The 24,726-nt window shown below is 32.1% G+C and carries 19 protein-coding genes, 1 tRNA gene and 1 pseudogene; 11 read left to right on the top strand and 10 right to left on the bottom strand.

What is annotated here, in order from left to right; translation table 11 throughout:
• Positions 1 to 133: 133 nt before the first annotated feature.
• On the bottom strand, positions 134 to 3,109 hold the full coding sequence (locus IF125_RS09000) for a hypothetical protein (RefSeq protein WP_225542261.1): 2,976 nt from the start codon (positions 3,107 to 3,109) through the stop codon (positions 134 to 136).
• 182 nt (positions 3,110 to 3,291) lie between these two features.
• Positions 3,292 to 4,731, bottom strand: coding sequence for a glyceraldehyde-3-phosphate dehydrogenase (locus tag IF125_RS09005; RefSeq protein ID WP_171623745.1), 1,440 nt, complete (start codon positions 4,729 to 4,731; stop codon positions 3,292 to 3,294).
• 322 nt (positions 4,732 to 5,053) lie between these two features.
• Here IF125_RS09005 and IF125_RS09010 point away from each other — a divergent pair.
• The 3 genes and pseudogenes from IF125_RS09010 to IF125_RS09020 all read left to right on the top strand — a co-directional run bounded on the left by IF125_RS09010 (position 5,054) and on the right by IF125_RS09020 (position 7,569).
• Positions 5,054 to 5,138: transfer RNA gene (locus tag IF125_RS09010), tRNA-Ser, on the top strand.
• A gap of 454 nt (positions 5,139 to 5,592) precedes the next feature.
• Positions 5,593 to 6,469: pseudogene (locus IF125_RS09015) on the top strand (IS982 family transposase).
• Between the two features lie 323 nt (positions 6,470 to 6,792).
• Entirely contained in the window at positions 6,793 to 7,569 is a 777-nt protein-coding gene (locus tag IF125_RS09020) for a superoxide dismutase (protein ID WP_225542262.1), read from the top strand.
• An 85-nt stretch (positions 7,570 to 7,654) separates the two neighbouring features.
• On the opposite strand, the gene queG is transcribed toward IF125_RS09020, so the two are convergent.
• Both queG and ruvB read right to left on the bottom strand, forming a co-directional pair.
• Positions 7,655 to 8,602 (bottom strand): tRNA epoxyqueuosine(34) reductase QueG, encoded by a 948-nt coding sequence (gene queG / locus IF125_RS09025; protein WP_225542263.1) that lies wholly within the window; start codon positions 8,600 to 8,602, stop codon positions 7,655 to 7,657.
• A gap of 189 nt (positions 8,603 to 8,791) precedes the next feature.
• Positions 8,792 to 9,829, bottom strand: a complete 1,038-nt coding sequence (ruvB, locus tag IF125_RS09030; protein ID WP_171622427.1) for a Holliday junction branch migration DNA helicase RuvB — start codon at positions 9,827 to 9,829, stop codon at positions 8,792 to 8,794.
• 108 nt (positions 9,830 to 9,937) lie between these two features.
• Here ruvB and hemH point away from each other — a divergent pair, with 108 nt between their 5' ends.
• From hemH to IF125_RS09070, 8 genes are all read left to right on the top strand, one after another.
• A complete protein-coding gene (hemH, locus tag IF125_RS09035; RefSeq protein WP_225542264.1) occupies positions 9,938 to 10,921 on the top strand; it encodes a ferrochelatase in 984 nt (327 codons plus the stop codon).
• A gap of 81 nt (positions 10,922 to 11,002) precedes the next feature.
• A complete protein-coding gene (locus IF125_RS09040; RefSeq protein ID WP_225542265.1) occupies positions 11,003 to 12,103 on the top strand; it encodes a DUF3078 domain-containing protein in 1,101 nt (366 codons plus the stop codon).
• 26 nt (positions 12,104 to 12,129) lie between these two features.
• Complete coding sequence (locus tag IF125_RS09045; protein ID WP_225539694.1) at positions 12,130 to 13,182, top strand: DUF3078 domain-containing protein; 1,053 nt, start codon at positions 12,130 to 12,132, stop codon at positions 13,180 to 13,182.
• 70 nt (positions 13,183 to 13,252) lie between these two features.
• Complete coding sequence (locus IF125_RS09050; protein ID WP_171622423.1) at positions 13,253 to 13,462, top strand: hypothetical protein; 210 nt, start codon at positions 13,253 to 13,255, stop codon at positions 13,460 to 13,462.
• 82 nt (positions 13,463 to 13,544) lie between these two features.
• Positions 13,545 to 14,774 (top strand): imidazolonepropionase, encoded by a 1,230-nt coding sequence (hutI, locus tag IF125_RS09055; protein WP_225542266.1) that lies wholly within the window; start codon positions 13,545 to 13,547, stop codon positions 14,772 to 14,774.
• Positions 14,775 to 14,911: 137 nt separating this feature from the next.
• Positions 14,912 to 15,772: a YicC/YloC family endoribonuclease gene (locus IF125_RS09060; protein ID WP_225532446.1), complete on the top strand. Its 861-nt coding sequence runs from the start codon at positions 14,912 to 14,914 to the stop codon at positions 15,770 to 15,772.
• Entirely contained in the window at positions 15,772 to 16,338 is a 567-nt protein-coding gene (gene gmk, locus IF125_RS09065) for a guanylate kinase (RefSeq protein WP_171622421.1), read from the top strand. Before IF125_RS09060 ends, gmk begins: the two co-directional genes overlap by 1 nt.
• An 87-nt stretch (positions 16,339 to 16,425) precedes the next feature.
• Positions 16,426 to 17,196 (top strand): alpha/beta fold hydrolase, encoded by a 771-nt coding sequence (locus IF125_RS09070; RefSeq protein ID WP_225542267.1) that lies wholly within the window; start codon positions 16,426 to 16,428, stop codon positions 17,194 to 17,196.
• 36 nt (positions 17,197 to 17,232) lie between these two features.
• Here IF125_RS09070 and IF125_RS09075 read toward each other — a convergent pair whose 3' ends face one another.
• The 6 genes from IF125_RS09075 to IF125_RS09100 all read right to left on the bottom strand — a co-directional run bounded on the left by IF125_RS09075 (position 17,233) and on the right by IF125_RS09100 (position 24,716).
• On the bottom strand, positions 17,233 to 19,722 hold the full coding sequence (locus tag IF125_RS09075; RefSeq protein ID WP_225542268.1) for a cation-translocating P-type ATPase: 2,490 nt from the start codon (positions 19,720 to 19,722) through the stop codon (positions 17,233 to 17,235).
• A 125-nt stretch (positions 19,723 to 19,847) separates the two neighbouring features.
• Positions 19,848 to 20,609 carry a C40 family peptidase gene (locus IF125_RS09080; protein ID WP_225542269.1) on the bottom strand — a complete coding sequence of 254 codons (762 nt, stop codon included), beginning with the start codon at positions 20,607 to 20,609 and terminating at the stop codon, positions 19,848 to 19,850.
• A complete protein-coding gene (locus IF125_RS09085) occupies positions 20,609 to 21,256 on the bottom strand; it encodes an O-methyltransferase (protein WP_171622417.1) in 648 nt (215 codons plus the stop codon). Before IF125_RS09085 ends, IF125_RS09080 begins: the two co-directional genes overlap by 1 nt.
• 89 nt (positions 21,257 to 21,345) lie before the next feature.
• A complete protein-coding gene (locus IF125_RS09090) occupies positions 21,346 to 21,792 on the bottom strand; it encodes a hypothetical protein (protein ID WP_225542270.1) in 447 nt (148 codons plus the stop codon).
• Between the two features lie 125 nt (positions 21,793 to 21,917).
• Positions 21,918 to 23,822, bottom strand: coding sequence for an acetate--CoA ligase (gene acs / locus IF125_RS09095; protein ID WP_225542271.1), 1,905 nt, complete (start codon positions 23,820 to 23,822; stop codon positions 21,918 to 21,920).
• Positions 23,823 to 23,912: 90 nt separating this feature from the next.
• Positions 23,913 to 24,716, bottom strand: a complete 804-nt coding sequence (locus IF125_RS09100; RefSeq protein ID WP_225542272.1) for a M48 family metallopeptidase — start codon at positions 24,714 to 24,716, stop codon at positions 23,913 to 23,915.
• Positions 24,717 to 24,726: the final 10 nt, after the last annotated feature.

A 24,726-nucleotide genomic window follows, 5' to 3' on the forward strand; every position in this document is an offset into this window, starting at 1 on the left:
AGCAACAAGATTTAATACCAAAATCGTACAAAAAGAAAAACAGTACAAATACGAATATATGTACTGTTTAAAATAAAGTTTTATTAGTCTAATCCTGTATCATTTTTTCAGGACGTTACATTTCATACGTTAATTATTTTAAAATTACTTTTCTAGATTCAGTTGTACCATTTGTATTCTCTACAACAACTACAACAACTTGAGGATTTACATTTAGGTTAAGAACATAAGATTTTGCATTAACGTTCTGAACGTTTTGTAACTGTCTTCCTGAGATATCAACTAATTTGATTGATTTTATTGATTCTTTAGATGAAATTGTAATCTGTTTATTTTGAGCATAAACTACCAATCCTTTTTTAGACAAATCATTTGTTGATAATGTTTTATTTTGATAATTTATTGAGAAACGATCATTAATTTCTCCTGCTTCTGTATCAAAAGAATAAGATTTTAATTCGCTTAAATTAAATACTTTATCTAATTTTCTGTCTACCAAATAGATATTTTGATTTTCGAAAACACCTTCAAACTTTTCTAAATTGATTTGGTAAGTTCCTGCTTTTTTAACATTGAAAGTTAAATCAAATGAATCTTCTTTGTCGAAATCTCCACGTCCTTGAATTACAAATAAATCATTTTTCAAAACAGAATATAATCCTTCATTATTGTTATCAAATGGTTTTGCATCAAAATTTTGATCATATTCAGTTGTTGATTCACTTACATATCCAATTAATGAAGAGCTAAAACTATTTTCATTATTTGATAAAGTTAACCAATATCTATTTTTTTGTCCTTTGAAATAAACAGGATTATTAGCTGCAACACGCATTGAGTTGTTAAGAACTAAGTTACCTGTATTGGCTACTTGTGCTATAAACCCTTGTGCTATATCAAGATTTGAAGAAGTTACTGCTGCATCATTCCAACCTATACCATTATAAATTGCCCAGTTAGAACCTCCTTGATATACTCCGTCTACAATATGTTTTGAATGTGTCCAAACATATACTGCATTTACTCCTACTGTTGTGTTCGCAGCAATTAATGCGTCTAAATTAATCGGAGATGCGTATGGATTACCAATTGCATTATTTCCTTCTGTTGTTTTCACAACTGGAATTGTTACTTCACCATTGTAAATTTGTCCTGTAAATGAGCTTTCAAATACTTTTGCTTCACCTTGACCATAATTGTTGTAATTATTAGGTGCTCTGAAACCAATCATTTCCCCTGCTTCAAAAACATCAGATGCAGTTACATTTGCTACCCAAGTATTTGTTGCTTCATCAAATCTTGTAAAACGATTTGTTAACGTATTTGGAGAAATTTCAAATATATTTTGACCAACAACCGGCGATGACCATGTCATGTTTTCTAAACGATAAATAGGTGTTGACTTTCTATTAAAAATAGCAGTACCTACATTCGTTGCATTGTCATTGTTTTGAGTTAAGTAAGCTCCATGCTCAAAACGTAAAGTTGCATTATTAACAACTTCATTTTCTACTGTAATTGTAATTCCTGCAGGAATTGTTATCTCATTTTCTACTGTTAATTTTTTCGCACAAAAACCTGCAGTTGGAACAGCTTTTAAAACAGCTTCTTTTGTTAAATCTGGTTCTCCGTTCGACCAAGCCCCATTTTCCCAAGTTGTAGAACTATTTGTAGATGAACATTGGATTTTAACATTATCAATAAATGCTCTTTTTGCAGATGTTTCTAATTTCAAGGTAGATCCTGCTGCAACATTGTCAAAACTTACAGTTACATTTTCAAAGGCGTTAGCTATTGTTGCAATGTATGTTACATTTTTAGTTTCTGTACCTAATGTAACATTCATGCTACCTTCTACCGAAGTCCATCCTTTTACATCAAAACTTACAGTAACATTACCTGAAATTTCATCAAGTGTTTTAGAAGTGATAGCTCCCGTCTTACTACTAGTTCCTAATCTTACAGCCTCTCCTGCTTGATAAGCACTAGATGTTGTTGGAAAATTGCTATTTCCATTCCAAGCCGTATTAGATCCATTTCCACTTGTATTATTACCTTTTAAACCATCAAATGTTTCCTCAAAACAATACGTTGCATTTGGATCATTAGCTCTTACATCAAAAGTTGTTGTATATTCATTAAAGTTATCTGTACTTAATGCTGTTGCAGTAATAGTTGTAGAACCAATCCCTTCAAATGATAAGATATTTCCGTTTGTAGAAACAATAGAGTTATCTGCAGATGTATATACAATATTTATCCCTTGTTCTGTTTGGGTTGGTAACCCAGCAAAAGTAGTTCCCTGGTCTTGAGTTAAATTCTCAAATGTATAATTTACGGTTTGATCTGCTTTAGCTATTTCAAATGTTACTGCAGCTGCTGTAGATGTACCTATTTCATTTGTAGCTGTAACTTGTGCAGTAAAAGTACCTGCTTGTGTTGGTGTACCAAAGAACAAACCTTCATTTATATTAAATTCTATTCCTGATGGTAATAACCCTGTTTTTGTCCAAGATGTAGGGTTATTCGTAGCTGTGATTTGTCCATCAGTTAATAACACTCCATACGTACCTGTGATGGTTTTAGGAGAAACTGTAGGAGCTTCTGTAATTTCAGGTGCTTTGGTCCATGAAACATTGTCTAAAGTAAGCTGAGGTCCCGCATTTCTAAATGTAATTAATGTAGCGTCAGTCTTATTTATTTCCACTTCATAAGATTTAATAGTTGTATCGGTTTGAGCTCCCCCAAATGTTGGTGAAGTATAAACAACAATTCCATCTACAAGAACTTCAATTTTTCTATTATTCATACCTCCTGTATACGCTTTTCTTACGTCAAAAGATAATTTTCCAATACCATTATAAATTGTAGTTTCTAACGTATTACCAGATTTTTGAAATAAAATTCCCTTATTTGTGATGGGGTATGCTCCTTCATTTCTTGCACCTGTATAATTCCATTCTATACCAATTGTTTCTCCGTCAAATGAACCTGATTGATACGAATCACTTAAGGCTGTTTGGGTTTCAAAAGTTTCAGAACCTTGCCCAAAAGCAAATCCTGATAACAATAATGTTAATAAGGATGATTTAAAGTAAATTTTCTTCATAAATAAAATATTTGTTTAGTTAAACAGAAGTAATGTTAATTTTTATATTTAGCATTAATATAACATTAACAAAAATAATACATAAAATTTACTTAAGTGTTTTTAAATGAATATCCTACAAAAAAAATCCGCTAACAAATAAATGTTAACGGATTAATTTTAAATAAAGGGAAAAAATACTATTAATAGTATGTATATCTTCTAACACCTGCAATGTGTTTTGCTAAACGCATTACTTGGTGACTGTATCCATATTCGTTATCGTACCAAACGTACATCACAACGTTTTTCCCATCGGCAGAAACAATTGTCGCATTACTATCGAAAATCGACGGAGCAGAAGTTCCTACGATATCAGAAGAAACCAATTCATTATTCAACGAATATTTAATTTGTTCTACTAATTCTCCGTTCAACGCAGCGTCTTTCATCAAGTTGTTTACAGCTTCTACAGAAGTATCTTTACTAACTTCTAAATTCAATACGACCAAAGATCCATTTGGAACTGGAACTCGAATAGCATTTGAAGTTAATTTACCTGCTAAACTTGGTAATGCTTTAGCTACAGCGCTTCCTGCACCAGTTTCTGTAATAACCATGTTTAAAGCAGCTGCACGTCCACGACGGTATTTTTTATGCATATTATCAACCAAATTTTGGTCGTTTGTATAAGCATGAATTGTTTCTAAATGCCCTTTTACAACTCCTAAGTTATCTTCAACAACTTTTAAAATTGGTGTAATCGCATTTGTTGTACAAGAAGCCGCAGAGAAAATGTTTACATTTTCTGGATTATGTTCTTCATGGTTTACACCATAAACAATATTAGGAACACCTTTACCAGGTGCTGTTAATAAAACTTTGTCTGCACCAACAGATTTCAAATGACGAGATAAAGCCTCTTCATCTTTAAAAACACCTGTGTTATCGATAATTAAAGCTTCATTAATTCCATAAGCTGTATAATCGATATCTTCTGGTTGAGCTGCAGAAATCATGTGCACAGTAACACCATTCACAATCAATGCATTGTTTTCGTGGTCTGCTACTACATTTCCATCAAAATCACCATGAACAGAATCATGACGCAATAAAGATGCTCTTTTTTCTAATAAAACCGGATCGTGCTTATCGCGTGTCACAACAGCACGTAATCTCAACTGTTGACCTTTTCCCATTTGAGAAGCCAATTCACGCGCTAATAAACGTCCAATTCTACCAAAACCATAAAGCACAACATCTTTTGGCTCTACACTTTTTACATTTCTACTATCACCTAATTTTTCTTCAACAAAAGCTTCTGCTGAAGTATAATTTCCTGAAGTATATTCTTTTGCTAATTTTCCAACATCAAGTCGAGAAGCTGGTAAATTTGCTTGAAAAATTGCTTTTGCAATCGCTAAAGTATCATCAATAGCAATTTTGTTTTCAACAAATTCTTCTGCATATTGGTGTAAATTTACGATATCACTAACGTTTTTATCAACTAATTGATTACGGAAGATTACCAATTCAACAGATTGATCGTACCATAAATCTGAAACAATTTTAATGAATTCTACAACCTTTTTGCTCATTTCATTGAAAGATGCAAGTTGCTGATCATAAGAAGAGTGGTTCATTTTAGAAAATGTTTAAATGTGTTTATTTACTTAATTCTTCGCAAAAGTAATCAATTATAACGATTTCGTATATTTTTTTTACAAAAACTAATGATTGTCATTAAAAACAGATCATTTCCAGCAAAATTTTAATGAAGAATAAATTTTTACACTAAAAAATAACATTCTCAAAATAGGATTAAAAGCATATTAATAAACAAGTTAAAGCAATAGCTATATTTCACGAAAACGTTTTCGTGAAATTAAAGTTTGAAATTTTAATTTGGTAATTCGAAAAAGCATTCTATATTTGCACTCGCAATACGCAATAAACAGCGTTTTTGGAGAGTTGGCAGAGTGGTCGAATGCGGCAGTCTTGAAAACTGTTGAGGGTCACACCTCCGGGGGTTCGAATCCCTCACTCTCCGCTGATAAAGCCCAATAGAGTAATCTGTTGGGCTTTTTGTTTTCATCAACTCCTAAAAACAAAAAATTATAGTTGCGAAGCATGTAAGTTTTTCTTAGAATCTATTTTCCTTTTCTTAGGAATATGAAACACCTTCACTCTCGCACATCGAGTTAAAATCACAAATTGCAAATCTGCGACATCGGGCTATAATATACTGGTTGTAATTCTTGTGGTTACAAATAGTGTTGTAGTTTTAGAAGTAAATAATAATAAAATATGAATGTTTAGTTTATTATTTCAAAGAAACTTAAATGATGAATGAAAATGAACATTAAAATTTCTTAAAGAATCTTTCTGTCACTTTTTTATTCATTGAATATATATAATACCCGTTGTGCATTATGAATTAAAAAGATAAAAGTTGTTCATTTGATTGAAAATCAGTAACTTAAATTAATTGTAAAACATTTACAATGAACAACTTGAATGCAAATTACGAAAGAATTTTGGAAGTTTTGCGAAAATATCAAATGAAAACCTATTGGCCTATCAAAGGCGACCTCCAAAATTGAAGGATTTGGAATTGATAAGTCTTGCATTAACTGCTAAATTTATGGGTATTGACAGCGAAAATCATCTTTTTCGACAAATTCCTCAAGCGATAAAATGCAAAATAGAACGTAGTGTTTATAATCTTCGCAAACGTAGATTGGGCAGTAAAATAAATGATCTACGAATGAAAATTGCCCGAAGTTTTAATGAGTTTGAGAAGTTTTTCATTATTGACAGTATGCCCGTAGAAGTATGTAAACTCTCGAGGAGCAATACTTCAAAAATCTGTAAAGATGACGACTATTGCTATCCAAACAGAGGCTTTTGTGCTTCTCAGAAAATGCATTTTTATGGCTACAAACTTCATGCAGTTTGTTCGATAAATGGAGTTTTTCAAAGTGTGGATTTAAGTCCTGCTTCCGTTCACACATCCATTATTTAAAAGATATCAGAGAACAATTATTCGATTGTACCTTGCTTAAAGACAAAGGCTACTTGTCGTCTGAGATTCAGATTGATTTATTTAAATATGCCAATATAGAACTCGAAACTCCGAAAAGAGTTAATCAAAAGGACTACAAGCCACAGTTTTATTTATTCAAAAAACAGCGAAAAAGGATTGAAACACTTTTCTCACAACTCTGTGACCAGTTTATGATTAGACGCAATTATGCAAAAACTTTTGAAGGCTTCTAAACAAGATTATTGGCTAAAATAACTACTTTAACCGTTGTACAGTTCATTAACAAAGAATATTTTAACCGAAATATCAATAACCTAAAAGTCAGTATTGTTTAAAATGCACAACGGGTTAAATTAATTCGTTCTAAATCATTAAGATTTTTATTTTTTGTAAGGATATTACAAAGATCGTTAATTAGCAAATCTCTCTTATCATCTATATTTTGAGAAAAAGAAATTGAACAAATTATAAATAGAATATAAGTTAGGTAATATTTCATCTTTGGTTTTTATAAAATTAATAAAAAATATGATATAGTAATTTTTTAAAATTAGATGACTTTAACAGAAAATTAAAAGTAAAGAATTTTATATTCAATCAAAATCTGTTATTTTAGTGGAAATATTAATATTATAAGTAAACTACATAAAATTAAAAGATGAAAAAGGGTGTATTTTTGATGTCAGTTTTGGGTGTTCTTTTCTTTGTTCAATCATGTGAAACGAAGAAGGAAAATGCTGACACAACAAAAGAAGAAGTTATACAAAATGATACAATTCAAGTAAAAGAAACTGTTGGTAATCCTACAGATGTAAAAGCTGACCCAGGGACATTTCAAATAAAACCTTTGAAATACGGTTACGATGAGTTAAAAGAATACATTGATGCAAAAACAATGGAAGTTCATTACTCTAAACATTATTTAGGATACATCAACAAGATGAACACTGCATTAAAAGAAGCCAATATCAAATCAAATGATATCGTAGATATTTTGAAAAAAATGGATATGAATAATGGTGCTTTACGCAATAATGCTGGTGGATATTACAATCACATGCTATATTTCGATATTATGTCTCCAACGCCTCAAAAAGAGCCTAAAGGAGATCTTAAAGCAAAGATTGATGCAACATTTGGTTCTACAGAAGAATTGTTAAAACAATTGGATGAAGCGGGTGCAAAACGTTTTGGTTCTGGTTGGGCTTGGTTAGTTGTAAAAGAAGATGGTTCTTTAGCAGTTACAAGTACAGCAAATCAAGACAATCCGTTGATGCCTGGTGCAGAAGTTGCAGGAACACCAATTTTAGGAATTGATGTTTGGGAACATGCATATTACTTGAAATACCAAAACAAACGCGATGAATATTTGAAAGCGTTCAATAATGTTTTGGATTGGAAACAAGTTGAAGATAATTACAAGAAGGCGAAATAAACTTCTTAAAACACAATGCTCCAATTAGTAATATATTTCTTTGGAGCATTTTTTATAAAAGAATGTAAAATGAAAACTTAACCATTCATTCTAATTTTACAAAATCAATATTTCTTTTTAATCCATCAAACTTAGTTCGTTTGACAGGTGATTTTTTAAAAATTACTCGGAAAACGTCTTCGGTAATTTCTTCCCAGTCTTTTTTCGAAAATTGATTGATACTTTCGTGCCTTATAAAACGTGTTTCCTTTGTAGGAAGCGAAAAACGATTCCAAGGACAAACTTCTTGACATACATCACAACCAAAAATCCAATCATCAAACTTTCCTTTCATTTCAGCAGGAATCTGATCTTTCAATTCGATTGTAAAATACGAAATACATTGACTTCCGTTCACCGTTTTATTTGGTAAAATAGCATCTGTTGGACAAGCATCAATACAACGCGTACAATTTCCACAATGATCTGTTGCAATTGGAGAATCATAAGCCAACTCCAAATCAATAATTAATTCAGATAAAAAGAAGAACGATCCTTTTTGTTTGGATAACGTCAACGAATTTTTTCCAACCCACCCAATTCCTGCTTTTTTTGCCCAAGCATGTTCTAATATTGGTGCAGAATCTGTAAAAGCTCGACCACTCACCTCTCCTATTTCTTCTTGAATAAAATCTAACAATTCGCGCACTTTTTCCTTCACGACAAAATGATAATCTTCACCTTGTGCATACATGGCAACTTTGTACGAATTAGGATTTCGATCTAAATCTTGGTAATAATTATACGCCAACGAAATCACAGATTTTGCTCCTTCGACTAACAAACGAGGATCCAATCGCATATCAAAATGATTTTCTATATATTGCATTTCTCCATGAAAATCATTTTTTAACCAAGCTTCTAAATGAAGTGCTTCGTCTTCTAAAAAGTCAGCCTTTGCTATTCCACAAGAAATAAATCCTAACAATTCAGCTTTTTCTTTGATTCGTTGGGACCATTTTATTTTAATATGTTCTTCTGTTTGAAGGAGCATTTTAATTATGAATAATTAAATTTGAATTGATCTTAAATGTAAAACTTCAATAAAATCAGTATGAAACGATTCGTCTATTCAAGTGTTTAAATTATTCCTTAGATTAATTTAAATCTATCGAGAACTTAAACAAAATATTATCTAAAGATTCTTCGACAAGCTTAGAATAAAAGCGAACTTAGAACAAATTTACAAATCAAATAAATCGGTTTGAGGAGAATTTTCACCTCTATATTTCACACCAATATGTTTATAGGCTTTTTCTGTTGCTACACGACCACGCGCCGTACGCATCAAATAACCTTCTTGAATGAGATAAGGTTCATAAACTTCTTCCAATGTCCCGCCATTTTCACCAACTGCTGTAGCTAAAGTTGTAATTCCGACAGGTCCTCCTTTAAATTTTTCGATAATGGTTGATAAAATACGATTATCCATTTCGTCTAAACCATTGTCATCAACTTTAAGAGCTTTTAAAGAAAATTCTGCGATTGATAAATCAATCTTTCCGTTTCCTTTTATCTGTGCAAAATCTCGCGTTCTACGTAACAAAGCATTTGCAATACGAGGTGTTCCACGACTACGACCAGCGATTTCTATCGCAGCTCTTTCGTCAATTGGTGTATCTAAAATACGAGAAGAACGCTCTACAATCGAACTTAAAAGTTCTACATTGTAATATTCGAATCTAAAATTAATTCCGAAACGAGCGCGTAAAGGAGCAGTTAATAAACCAGAACGTGTTGTTGCGCCTATTAAGGTAAAAGGATTCAAGCCTATTTGCACTGAACGTGCATTAGGTCCTGACTCAATCATAATATCGATCTTAAAATCCTCCATTGCCGAATATAAATATTCTTCGATAACAGGTGACATTCGGTGGATTTCATCAATAAAAAGCACATCATTTTCTTCTAAATTTGTCAATAAACCTGCTAAATCACTCGGTTTATCGAGAACTGGTCCAGAAGTAATTTTTATTCCAACGCCTAATTCATTCGCAATAATATTTGCCAATGTCGTTTTTCCTAAACCTGGAGGTCCGTGTAATAAAACATGATCCAAGGCTTCTCCACGAAGTTTAGACGCTTTTACGAATACTTCTAAATTTTCGAGAATATGAGCTTGTCCTGCAAAATCATCAAAACTTTGCGGACGCACGGTATTTTCGTGATTAAGATCGTCGTCTGGATAAAATTCTTTATCAGGATTTAATAAATCTGACATAAAATGATGATATAAATTATAATGATAATATTACGAAGAACAATTTAAATTATCCGCCGTACTTTTACACCTACAAAGAACGCAATATTTTTTTAGATAAAAAGAATTATGAGCAAAGGAATATTATTAGTGAATTTAGGATCGCCCGATTCTACCGAAGTTGAAGATGTAAGAACATATTTACGTGAATTTTTAATGGATGGGAAAGTGATTGACTCACCTTGGTTGATTCGTAAAATGATCGTAGAACTTTTTATTTTACCTAAAAGACCGATACAATCAGCTGAAGCGTATAAAAAGATTTGGACAAAGGATGGTTCTCCATTAATTATTTATTCAAAAATTTTACAACAAAAAGTTCAAGAGCAATTAGATTTTCCAGTGGGATTAGCTATGCGTTATAAAAATCCTTCGATTGAAGTTGGACTACAAGAGCTTTATAATAAAGGCGTTCGCGATATATTAGTTGTTCCACTTTATCCTCAGTATACGATGTCAACAACAGAAACTGTTGCAGATAAGGTATTAGAAGTTCAGAAGAAAAAATTCAAAGATGTGAAAGTAAATTTCTTAAAAGCTTTTTACAAGCATCCTGATTATATTAAAGTTTTAGGAGATTCTATCAAAGAGAATTTACCCGAGAATTACGATAAATTATTATTTTCTTATCATGGAATTCCAGAACGTCACGATAAAAAAGCACTAAGAGCAGCAAAAGTTAGCAAATTACCAATTGAAACGTATCGCAATCAATGTTTAGAGACAACAGAGTTAGTGGCAGATTACTTGCAATTACCAAAAGATAAATACTACACATCCTTTCAATCTCGTTTAGGAAAAGATCCTTGGGTCAAACCTTATACAGACGAAACGTTAGAACATTTTCCAGAAGAAGGTGTGAAGAATTTGGCTGTTTGTACTCCTGCTTTTGTAGCTGATTGTTTAGAAACCTTAGAAGAAATTTCGATGGAGGGTAAAGAAGAGTTTTTAAAAGCTGGTGGTGAACAATTTACATACATACCATGTTTAAATGATCGTCAAGATTGGATTGATACTTTAGTTAAATGGTTTCAAGGTTGGGAAAATAATTAAAAAGCATTTTAACCTTACAAAATAAATTAGATATCTTTGTTTAGAATTTTCAATTTTAAACAAAGATATTTTTTTTAGTACATGAGACTATTTATCTCAATCCTATTTTTAGTCCTATCCGTTTTTAGCTCTGCTCAGTTTTTAGATACAAGTGGAAATCTAATTATTGATGGGCGAAAATATCTAAAGTCTAAAGTAGACACAACAGGTCGTGCATCAGGTTGGGAAATTTATGGATCAAATACGTTAACCGTCAATCAAAATACATTTTCTAATTGGATGGCCGGAGGAGAAAATTCGGTTTCTCTCAATGCAAAAGCTGATTATGAATTCAATTTCCGAAAAAAGAAACATTTTTGGGACAATCGTTTTATTTTAGAATATGGATTCTTAGATAATAAAACCAATGGAACACGTAAAACTGCAGATAACATCAATCTTACAACTTCGTATGGATATTTGATTAAAGAAAAATGGTATCTAACTACATCGCTTAATATTCGTTCTCAGTTTTCTGCTGGTTATGATTATGGAGCAACTCCCAAAAAGAAACTATCAAATTTATTTGCTCCTGCGTATATTACAATAGGGGTCGGTGCAAATTATACACCTAATTCTAATTTTTCTGTAACATTTCAACCATTAACTTCTCGTACCACAATTGTTGCAGATAAGGATTTACAGACAAAAGGAACTTATGGTTTGCGCAACGATGGAGATGCTTTACTTTTCGAAGTTGGAGCCTATTTAGGTGGTCGTTATAAAGTAAAAATTTTTGAAAATGTAATCTACGATAACAATATTGGTATATTCTCTAATTATTCGAATAAGTTTTACAATTTAGATATTGTTTACGCAGGATTATTAGACATGAAAATCAATCACTTTATGTCTACTCAATTGGCTTTAAATCTAATTTATGATGAAGACCAAGTGAAAGAAACACAATTTAAGCAAACCTTAGGTATTGGGTTAACTTACAAAATAGACAGTACGAAAAAGAAACCGAAAAAGAAATCAAGAAAAAAAGAGATTCTTCCCTACTTCGATACAACTGGCATTGCTCCTATTCATCTGCCAAAAGTCAAATTGGATAAACGTAATTATGATCAAGTATTCGAAAAAAATACCATTGATGAAAAAGCTACTTATATCAAATCTGAATCAATATTTTGGGAATAATTAAACGAAAACAACTTTAACTATTTATGAAAAAACATTTAGTCACTTTAGCCTTATTTGCTTCTATGATGTCTTTTGCTCAAACTATAAAAGATGGGATAGTTGCAACTGATAGTAAACGCTATTTAAAAGATCAAAAATTTGACGGTCGCCAACATGGTTGGTTTGTATCAGGTAACAATTCACTTTTATTCTCTCAAAGTGCTTTTTCCAATTGGGTTGCAGGAGGTGTAAATTCATTTGCTTTAAATGCGAATGTTGATTACGAATTCAATTTAACCCGTGAAAAACATATTTGGGACAATCGTATCGTTTTAGGTTATGGAATTCAAACCAATAAAGGAGAAAGTTCTCGAAAAACAAATGATGTGATCGATTTAACTTCATCTTACGGTTATAACATCGGAAATAATTGGTATTTGGCTGCAGCGATGAATTTCCGAACGCAATTTACAGAAGGATATGATTATTCGTTAGATCCAAAAGAAAAAATTTCAAATCTAATGGCGCCAGGTTATTTAAGTTTAGGATTGGGTGTTGATTATAAACCGAACGAGAATTTTCAAGTAAACATTCATCCTTTTACACCAAGAGTTACATTTGTTTTGGATAAAGATTTACAACAAAAAGGAAATTTTGGACTTAAGAATGATGGTGACAATACCTTATTTGAATTTGGTGCTTATTTAGGCGCGCGATACAAATTACAAATAATGGATGGTATTAGCTATGACAGCCGTTTAGGAATCTATGCTGATTACTTAAAAAAATTCGGAAATATGGATGTTGCCTATCAAGGAATTTTAGACCTTAAAGTCAATAAATTTGTTTCGGCTCAAGTTGCTGTCAACTTATTGTATGACGAAGATCAAATTAAAAAAACTCAAGTAAAACAAACGCTTGGAATCGGGTTTAATTATAAATTTGATAACACGCCTCCAAAAGTTGAAGAGGCATCAACAACAGCCTTCATACAAGAAGCACCAATCTTCGAAGAAAAAGAAAACACCATAGAAGTCGCAACTAATATTCTGAAGAATGAACCAATTCTTAATGAAACAAAATTAGTCACTCAATAATATTTTCAACCTGCTTTTGATAAGCAGGTTTTTTATTTTTTTTATCTTTACAATTCAATAGAAGAATAAAATGACAAAAAATATTTTTGGTGCGCTTTTACCACAAGTTTTAATTATAATTTGGGCTGCTTACGAGCTTAACATAGGGTTAGTTAATGATCAAAATAGTCGTGTTATCGTAAATAGTATTGTTATTTTAATTTTTGTTTTCATCTCTATCGTAACGTTGGTTAAAGTAATCAAATACCCTAACGACCCTACTTATTTGAAGAAAAAATAAACTTCGAAGTTCGTTAAACGAGTTTCAAAATTCGAATACAATCTCCGTTAAATTTCGTAAACTTGTGTTATAAAACAACAAAATGAAGTTAATCGGTCCTTTCAGACAAATTATAACACTTGCCAATTTACCTTTAAAAGGCGCAATTCACGAAAATCAAGTCGATATTCTTGAAAATGGCGGGATTATTACTGACAATGAAACAATTGTAGAAATTGGTCATTTCGAAACGATTTCTCAACAACATCCAAACATCGAAATTGAACGAATTGAAACAGAACAGGTTTTACTTCCTGGATTTGTCGATTCGCATACACACGTTTGTTTTGGAGGAAATCGCGCCAAAGATTTTGCAATGCGTTTGGACGGAAAAACCTATTTAGAAATTGCAGAAAGTGGTGGTGGAATTTGGTCTACCGTGACAGAAACACGTAAAAAAACGGTTGATGAACTGAAAGATATTACACTAAAACATATTGCGCAATTAGCCAAACAAGGAATTACAACGGCTGAAGTAAAATCGGGTTATGCACTTTCTGTTGAAGGTGAAATCAAGATGTTGGAAGCTATAAATATGGCGAATCAAGAAAGTGAAATTGATTTGATTCCGACTTTTTTAGGCGCGCATATGAAACCAAAAGATTTTGAAGGTTCGAACAAAGAATATTTAGAATTATTGGTAAAAGAAGTTTTTCCTAAATTAAAATCTGAAGAATTAGCAAACCGCATAGATATTTTTGTGGAACAATCTGCTTTTTCTGTTGAAGAAGGTGATTATTTCTTGAACGAAGCCAAAAAACAAGGATTTGACATTACCATTCACGCCGATCAATTTACGGCTGGAGGAAGTTATTTAGCCACTAAACACCATGCATTGAGCGCAGATCATTTGGAATTTTCTGGAAAAGAAGAAGTGAAAAATCTAGCCAATTCTGATGTTGTAGCAACAGTTTTACCTGGTGCTTCTATTGGTTTGGGAATGCAATATGCGCCTGCCCGAAAATTGTTAGATGCTGGTTGTTGTGTTTCGATTGCTTCAGATTGGAATCCTGGTTCAGCTCCAATGGGAAGTCTATTGACACAAGCTTCTGTATTAGCTACTTTTGAGAAATTATCAATGGCTGAAGTTTTAGCTGCAATTACTTTTCGTGCTGCAAAGGCTTTGAATTTAACTGATCGTGGAACAATAGAAAAAGATAAAAAAGCCGATTTTATCAGCTTCTCTACCTTCGATTATCGTAATATTATTTATTATCAAGGACAATTACAACCAACAAATGTTTGGAAAAATGGTTCTTTGATTAATCAATAGTATAAATATTATCAGGAGTGATGGTGTTTGCGTATATATAAATTTCAACTAAATGTAAAACTTTAAAGTCATTAAAAGCGATATTAAGTTCACATTACGTTAATTTATTGTAATTTTGCTCGCATAATTTTACAATTATGATAGCATCTATGACAGGTTACGGTAAAGCCGTATTGGAATTACCTGAAAAAAAAGTAACGATAGAAATCCGTTCTTTGAACAGTAAAACATTGGATTTGAACACAAGAATCCCTTCTTTTTACCGCGAGAAAGAATTAGAAATCAGAAATCTTATTTCAGAAAAAGTTCAACGTGGGAAAATTGATTTTTCGATGTTGGTTGAATTAAATCCAGCTGCAAGAAATCAATCTATAAATGCTGAATTAATCAAAAGTTATATGGAAGAATTCAAGTCGATCACTCCAAATGTGACTGACGGCGAATTGTTACCAGTTATCATGCGTTTGCCTGATGTTATTTCGTATACGCAAGATGATTTGAACGAAGAAGAATGGAATCAAATTCGTGCAACAATCATCGAAGCAATCAATGCTTTGAATCAATTTAGATTAGATGAAGGAAAAGTATTAGAAAAATATTTAACATTAAACTTAAATAATATTCTTGAACTTTTAACTCAAGTTATACCATTTGAACAAGAACGTATTGAAACAATTAAAGAACGTTTCAACAAACGTTTAGAAGAATTAAAAGTTGATGTTGATCAAAATCGTTTTGAGCAAGAAATGATTTTCTATTTGGAAAAATTAGACATCACAGAAGAAAAAGTTCGTTTGAAAAATCATTGCGAATATTTCTTAAAAGAATTAGCGGGAATAGCATCTAATGGTAAAAAATTAGGTTTTATTTCTCAAGAAATTGGACGAGAAATCAATACTTTAGGCTCAAAATCTAATCATTCTGAAATGCAAAAAATTGTCGTTCAAATGAAAGATGAATTGGAAAAAATTAAAGAACAATCGTTAAACATTTTATAATGAAAAAAGGAAAGTTAATTGTCTTTTCAGCACCATCAGGCGCAGGAAAAACAACTTTGGTTCGCTATGCTTTAGAACAATTAGATCACATCAAATTTTCTATTTCTTGTACAACAAGAGATAAACGCGAAGGTGAAGTTCACGGAAAAGACTATTATTTCTTAACTCCAGAAGAATTTAAAACAAAAATTGCAAACGACGAATTCGTAGAACACGAAGAAGTGTATCGTAATAATTTTTATGGAACATTAAAATCGGAAGTTGATCGTATTACTTCTGAAGGTAATTCTGTTATTTTTGATATTGATGTAATTGGTGCATTGAATATCAAAAAATTATACGGAGAAGAATGTTTAACCGTATTTGTTAATCCACCTTCATTAGATATTTTAAAAGAACGATTGATTTCACGTAATACCGAAAGCGAGGATAAGTTGAAACAGCGTATTGATAAAGCGGGAATCGAAATGGAAAAAGCAAAAGAGTTTGATACTATTCTTTTGAATGATGATTTAGAAACTGCAAAAGCAAAAACGTTAGATATTATTACTGATTTTATCAACTAATAATTTATCCTAATCCTATACAAATGCCTCGATTTTATTTATTCGAGGCATTTTTGTTATCTTTAATTCTGAAAATCACAATAAAAAATGGAAATCCAAACTTGTTTAGAAATCAACGATGCTAAAATTCATTACATTCACCACGAAATTAATCCAGAAAGACCTACACTAATATTCTTACACGATTCCTTAGGGTGTACACAACTTTGGAGGGATTTCCCAAAAGAAGTTGCCGAAAAAAGTAATTGTAATCTGTTTATTTATGATCGAAAAGGTTATGGAAAATCATCTCCATTTACAATAAATCGTCGCGAGTTAACTTATATGCACGATGAAGCGGACTTTTTAAATCAACTTGTCAACCATTTCAACTTTAAAGAAATTATTCTTTTTGGACATAGTGATGGTGGTACAATTGCATTACTGTATGCAGCTAAGTACCACAAAAATCTAAAAGGAATTGTAGTTGTTGGTTCTCATGTCATCGTAGAAGAAGTAACCCTGAATGGAATTAGAGCTGCTAAAATTGCTTACGCAGAAACAAACCTAAAAGAACGTTTAAGAAAATATCACGGAGATAATACGCAAAAAGTATTTGAAATGTGGACCGAAACATGGCTAAGAACCGATTTTGTAAACTTTGATATTCGCGAAGAATTAAAAAATATAAAATGTCCTACTTTGGTTATTCAAGGAATTGATGACGAATTTGGAACAATGGAACAAGTGATTGGAATTATCGACAATGTAAATGGACGAAAAGAAAATTATATCGTTCCTGACGCTAAACATACGCCTTTTAAAGAAAATAAAGTACCTACTTTTGAAAAAACAATCGAGTTTATTGATACATTATAATCTCAATAAACTCGATGATTATTCATTAAATCATTTTTATTTTTTACGTTTTATCCATTTATAAATTTCGAACCATAAAACCGAAACTACAGCAACTATCATTGCTAAACTTAGCTCATTTACATTTAATGATGTTACTTTAAAAAACTTCGAAATTGGTTGTATATATAAAATCGAAAACAAAATACACAAGGTTAAAATAATCACAGCCAACATTAGGTAGTTTTTATTTTTAAAACTTGACCATAAACTATCATAAAATGAACGATTCGTTAAACTCAACCAAATATTCGAAAAAATAAGTGTTGTAAAGACCATTGCACGTGTTTTATCTTCATCTCCACCAGATTGATAGGTAAATTGATAAATAAAAAGCAAACCTAATGTAATGGCTAATCCTTGAATAATACTTGTCGAAAGCTCTTTCCAATTCAGAAAAGTTTCCGTCATAGGACGAGGTTTTTCGTTCATAGAATTCTTTTCCAAAGGTTCGTTTTCATAGACAATCGAACATGTAGGTCCCATAACCAACTCTAAGAAAATAACATGAACAGGTGTGAAAATTTGAGGAAATGCCCAACCCAAAAATAATGGCAAGGAAACGATTAATATAATCGGAATATGAATTGAAATTATGTATTGAACTGCTTTTTTTAGGTTGGTATAAATTCTTCTTCCAGCTTCAATTCCAATCACTAATTTACCAAAATCATCATTTGTTAAAATCAATTGTGCAGCTTGCTTCGCAATCTCTGTTCCTTTCTCTCCCATTGCAACCCCAATATGTGCTGCTTTTAAAGCTGGTCCGTCGTTTACACCATCGCCTAACATGGCAACAATTTCTCCGTTATCTTTTAATGCATTTACAACTGCTAGTTTCGCTTCAGGAAACATACGTGCGAACAAAACTTTTTCATCTGCAGTTTTTGCCAATTCTTCTTTCGAAAGATGAGCAATTTCAGCTCCAGTTATATGATCTTCGGCATGAATAATTCCTGCTTGATTAGCTATACTCATTGTTGTTTCGGCATTATCACCTGTGATTACTTTAACTTTTATTCCAGCATCATATATTTTTTGAAACACTTCATTTATACCTTTCTTTGGTGGATCATAAAACACCACAAAACCTAACAATTCAAAGGGCAATTCTTGTTGTTGTTTTGGAAAATCAGTCGAACCAAAAGTCGCTTTTGCAACACCCAAAAGTCGATATCCTTGTGTTCCTAAATCGCGAATCACCTTTCGCAACTGGGTTATTTGTTCTTCAGAAAGATGAGCAACTTGTAAAATAGCTTCAGGAGCTCCTTTTGCAGCTATAATATGATGATCTTCAGCATTTCGAAAACAATGCGTCATCATTGGAGGTTTTCCTGATAATGGATATTCGTAAAACATCTGATAGTTTGCTCTAACATCTTTTTGTGTCGCCTCGTAAACACGATGCAATGTTTTTTCCATCGGATCAAAAGGAACAGGTTCACTACTCCACATTGCATACTCAATTAACTCCGCAATTGCTTTATTCTGAAACTTATCTTCTTCATAAATTGCATTGGTTTTAAAGTCATAAACAGCTTTTAATTGCATCGAGTTTTCGGTAATTGTTCCTGTTTTGTCGCTACAAATTACTGTTGTACTCCCTAAGGTTTCTACAACGCTACTTTTTTTAACAATAATTCCTTGACGTAGTAACTTCCACGATCCTAAAGCCATAAAAGTAGTAAAAGCAACAGGAATTTCTTCTGGTAAAATAGACATTGCTAATGTTAATCCACTCAATAAACTATTGATAAAATCTTTCGTTTGAATATAATTTACAACGCAAACTAATAAGAAAACTATGATTCCGATAATCGCCATTCCTTTTACAAACTTTTCAATTTGTATCTGCAAAGGTGATTTTTCGTCTTTAATTGATAAAAGTGAAGTTCCTATTTTTCCTAATTTTGTTTCAGCACCAATACTTGTTACTTCAAAAAAAGCTAATCCCGAAACGGTTAAGGTTCCACTATAAATTTCTGGATGTTCGGTATCTTTAAAAACTGACATACTCTCACCTGTCAGTGCCGATTCGTTTACAGAAAAATCATTGCTATGAACAATTTTACCATCTGCATTAATCATTTTTCCTTCTTCTGTAACACATAAATCTCCAACCGTAATTTCGTGTGTAGGGATTTCGATTAATTCGCCGTTACGAACAACCGAGCTCAACGGTTCGTTCAATTTTTCGAGTTCTTCTAACGCTTTTTGATTACGACTATCTTGATAAAAAGAAATCCCTGTTAAAGCAAGAATCGCAACAAACATAAACGCTGCTTCGCCTAAATCACCTACAAGTAAATAAATAACTGAAACCACAATTAAAATAATTGTCATGGGCTCTTTCAAGATATCAAACAACATACTGTACCATGTACTTTTATGTTCATCCTTTATAGCATTATAGCCATATTTTTGTTGTGATTCTTTTACTTCGGTGGTAGATAATCCTTTTAAATGACTCGGAATTTTGATACTCATTGAACTGATTTATATAAGCTTAAAAATACAATTAATTCAAATGAAAAAACGAGTTTGTACATCGTCTAATTAATATTTAGATTCAAACCAAAAAAGACTATTGAAATTCAATAGTCTTTTTTGGTTTATATAAGTTTGCGAATGCATCTTAATTTATGCGAATATTTTTGGGAGTCGGTATTAAAAATACCATTGGTATCAATAGGATCAATACGAACTTTACCATGTGCATGTAAAACTTTTCCCTTACCACACATAATTCCTACATGTATTATACGACCTTCTGCATTATCAAAAAATGCTAAATCACCAGGTTCTGCTTCTTCTACAAAACTTAACACTTCTCCCATTTCTGCTTGTTGATAAGCATCTCGTGGTATTTTATATCCCCCAATTTTGTACACTTGTTGTGTTAATCCAGAACAATCTATTCCAAAAGATGATTTACCACCCCACAAATAAGGTACATTTAAGTAAGCTTTTGCTATTTCAACCAACTGATCTTTTGATTTTTTACCAGAAGTATATACGCCAAAATATTCGAAACATTTTGTTCCAATTCGAATCTTACTTTCGTTCAAAGATCGAACTTCAGCTCCAATAGTCAACGTCATAGGCAATCCATTTTCCATCGCATGATTGTACGGATTGATTGCAAATTTCTCCATGAAATCTTTGTTGTATTCTTCTTCAGAAATAGTAATAATTTGTTTCGGATCTAACCAACCTTCGTATCCATCAAAAGTCAGCTGAACTTTTGTCCATTTTTCTAATTCTTCTAAAATAATTAACTTTTCTCCAAACAAAACTTGACTCACCATTTCTGATGAATCTCTTGCTTCGGAGCGCAAGGGCGCAACACTTACTTGACAAATAGCGTATTTCATTATTTTTTTCGGATTAATGTAATTCCGTCACGAATTGGTAAAATTATCGACTCTACTCGTTTGTCTTTCGTTACCATTTCATTAAATTCTTTCAAAATTTTTGTCGAAGGATCTTTTTTATCTTCCTCTTCCATCATTACTTTTCCGTACCACAAAACATTGTCAACTAACATGGTTCCTCCTGGACGTAAAAGTTCTAAAACTTTTTCAAAATAATAAGGATAACTCTCTTTATCAGCATCAATAAAAGCTAAATCTACAGAATTTTTCTCGATTGTTTCTAATTCTTCGCGTGCATCATTGATTCTAAAATCAATTTTTGAAGCAAATTCAGATTCATCAAAATATTTTCTGCACAAATATTCCAATTCATCATTTTTATCCATCGTAATGATTTTTCCATCAGATGTCAAACCTTCTGCCAAACACAATGTTGCGTAACCTGTAAAAGTTCCTAATTCAACAATAGTTTTTGGTGCTAAAATTTTTGACAAAACACTTAACAAGCGACCTTGGTATTCGCCCGAAATCATGTGCGGTTGTGTTGTACATTGATAGGTTTCAACACGTAAACGACTCAAGATTTCTGGTTCTTGGTCTGTGTGATGATCTAAATACGATTCTAAAATTGGTGAAATTTTTATCATGCCATTAAAAAGTGTACAAAAATACAAAAAAGTGGTAAACTTTGGCTATATAAAAGGCGTTTCGATGAGAAAATTATTCCGAAAAACAACTAATATTTATCTTCTAAATACTTCATAACCTCTTCATCTGTTATATTCATTGGTGGTTTTTCCCATCCATTCATAGGTTCTTTTATAGAATCGTCAATAAAATAAGGTAATATTGTTCCATTTTTATAATCTGGATTATAAACAACTAATACCCTATCTCCTATTTTATATTTATTAATACTTATAGAACTCTCTCTTTCATAAGAATGTCCATTATAAGAATAAATATATTTTACAAATTTTGTAGATTTTGTTCTCGAAAATCCAGAAATAATTCCAACAGTATATAATCTTTTGTCTTTTATTTGTCCTAAAAAATTTTGATTTCTAAAATGAATAAATAGATATACAATTATGATAAACAATATTAACCCAAACCATTGTATAATATTTTCTTTTCTATCTTCTTTAGTTTTCAATTTCAAAGAGGGTAAAAATTTATTCATACTTAACTAATCTATTTTAATCACTAAACTACAAAATAATAAAACCAAAAAAGCATTACTTTTTGGGTAATGCTTTTTGTTTTGAAAATTATTTTGTTAAACTTAGTCTTAACCTCAACCTGAGTTTAAATTTTTCCTTTTTGAATTATTGTAACAATATCTGGATCTAACAACGTTGAAGTGTCTCCAAAATCAGTTTCATCACTGGCGATTTTTCTCAAAATACGACGCATAATTTTTCCGCTTCGTGTTTTTGGTAAACCTGATACAAACTGAATTTTATCTGGTTTTGCAATTGGTCCAATGAGATGTGCTACTTCATTTTTAATTTCTGCTTCTAATTCTTTCGAAACTTCTACACCATCTTGTAAAATCACAAATGCATACAACGCATTTCCTTTGATATCATGTGGAAAACCTACAACTGCACTCTCTGCAACTGCTTCATTTTGGTTGATTGCATTTTCAACAGGTGCTGTACCAAGATTATGTCCAGAAACAATCACGACATCATCTACTCTACCTGTAATTCTATAATTGTCCATCGCATCTCGGTAAGCGCCATCGCCTGTAAAATAATATCCCGGAAAAGTAGAAAAATAGGTTTCGACGTAACGTTTATGATCTCCATAAATAGTTCTTGCCATAGAAGGCCAAGGAAACTTAATCGCCAAACGACCTTCTGCTTTTTCGTTGATTGTTTCTACTTCATGTCCATTATCATCCATTAAAACGGGCTGAATTCCTGGTAATGGCAACGTTGCAAATGTAGGTCGTAATGGTGTAATTCCTGCCAAAGGCGAAATCATAATTGATCCTGTTTCGGTTTGCCACCATGTATCGACAATCGGACAATTTCCTTTCCCTACATAATCATTTAACCAATGCCATGCTTCTTCGTTGATTGGTTCTCCAACTGACCCTAAAACTTTTAGACTTGATAAATCATATTTTTCTACATAGTCTAATGATTCACGAGCTAATGAACGAACTGCTGTTGGAGCAGTATAAAAATGGGTAACTTTTAATTTTTCGACAATTTCCCAAAAACGTCCAAAATCAGGAAAACTTGGAATTCCTTCGAACATAACCGAGGTTGCTCCACAAGCCAATGGACCATAAATAATGTAACTGTGTCCTGTAATCCAACCGATATCCGCTGTACACCAATAAATATCGTTTTTATCCATTTGAAAAATATTGTCAAATGAATAAGCCGTTTCAACCATATACCCTCCACATGTATGCACCATTCCTTTTGGTTTTCCAGTAGAACCCGAAGTATATAAAATAAACAATGGATCTTCTGCATCCATTATTTCTACTGGACAACTATTATTTACTTTATACATTTCATCAACCCAAAATTTATCACGCCCACCGACCATAGAAGTTGGTTCTATTGCACGACGATAAACGATACAAGTTTGAATAGAAGGACAGACTTTTAACGCTTCATCACAAATTGCTTTTAAATTGATTGATTTTGTACCACGAAAAACTTCATTGGCAGTAACCAAAACTTTACATTGTGCATCATTGATACGAGATGCGATTGCAGCAGAAGAAAAACCTGCAAAAACAATAGAATGCACCGCTCCAATTCTTGCACAAGCTAACATCGCAATCGCTAATTCTGGAATCATTGGCATATAAATACACACACGATCACCTTTTTGTACGCCATTGTTTTTTAACACATTTGCAAATTGACAAACTTTTGAATGCAATTGACGATACGTAATAATTCGAGTTTCTTCTAATGGATTATTCGGTTCCCAAATTAAGGCTGTTTTATTTCCATTTTTTTCTAAATGACGATCTAAAATATTTTCCGTAATATTTAACTTACCTCCTTGAAACCATTTGAAATCCGCTGTTTCAAAATTATATTCCAAAGTTTTGTCCCATCTTTTGTGCCAAACGAAGTTTTCGGCTATTTTGTCCCAAAATTTCTCGGGATTTTTAGTACTTTTTCTGTACGCTTTCTTGTATTCAGAAAACGAATTAATTCTAAAATCATTTATCATTTTAATTGTGGTTTTGAAATTAAATATAAAAAAAGCGAGTCAATTTATCAAATTAACTCGCTTATATTTTTAAAATGAATAAAAACTATTCTATTTTCCTTTATACGGACTTGCGTTGTAATAAGCAATTGCTGTTGGTAATGATTCTTTAATTTTCGAAATACGTGTTGCATCAGAAGGGTGAGTACTCAAAAATTCTGAAACTTCAGCGTTTCCACTTTTTGCTGCCATACGTTCCCAAAAAGGAATTGCTTGGGAAGGATCATAACCAGCCATAGCCATTAAATATAACCCTGTAACATCAGCATCTAACTCCATCTTACGAGAATAATTTAACAACCCAACTTGTGCACCTACAGGATATAATTGTTCAAAAACTTTTGCATATTCTGCGTTTCCAATGGATCCTCCAACTATTTGTCCTAAACCTTGTGCTGCCATTTGCTGAGAAGCTTGCTCCGCACTATGTCCAGCCAAAGCGTGACCAATTTCGTGACCTAACACAACCGCTAAACCTGTTGCATCCTTCGTTACAGGTAAAATTCCCGAATAAACTGCAACTTTACCTCCAGGCATACACCAAGCATTTACTTCATTCGCTTGTAATAATGTAAATTGCCACTGATAACCTTGCAATTGAGACGAAATTCCTTTCTGTTGATAATATTTTTCTGCTGCATATTTTAAACGGTCTCCAACGGTTTGAACCATTTTTGCATCAGTTGTACCTGTGATTACTTTTCCTTCTTTTAATACTTTATCATATTGTGTAAAAGCAGTTGGCATTAATTCTGCATTTGAGACTAATGATAATGATTTTCTTCCTGTGACAGGATTTGTAGCACATGAAGCTAATACTAAAGCTCCTGCTACAGTTAAAATTATTTTTTTCATATTTTTAAGT

This window comes from Empedobacter stercoris, assembly GCF_020281205.1.
Lineage (GTDB): Bacteria > Bacteroidota > Bacteroidia > Flavobacteriales > Weeksellaceae > Empedobacter > Empedobacter stercoris.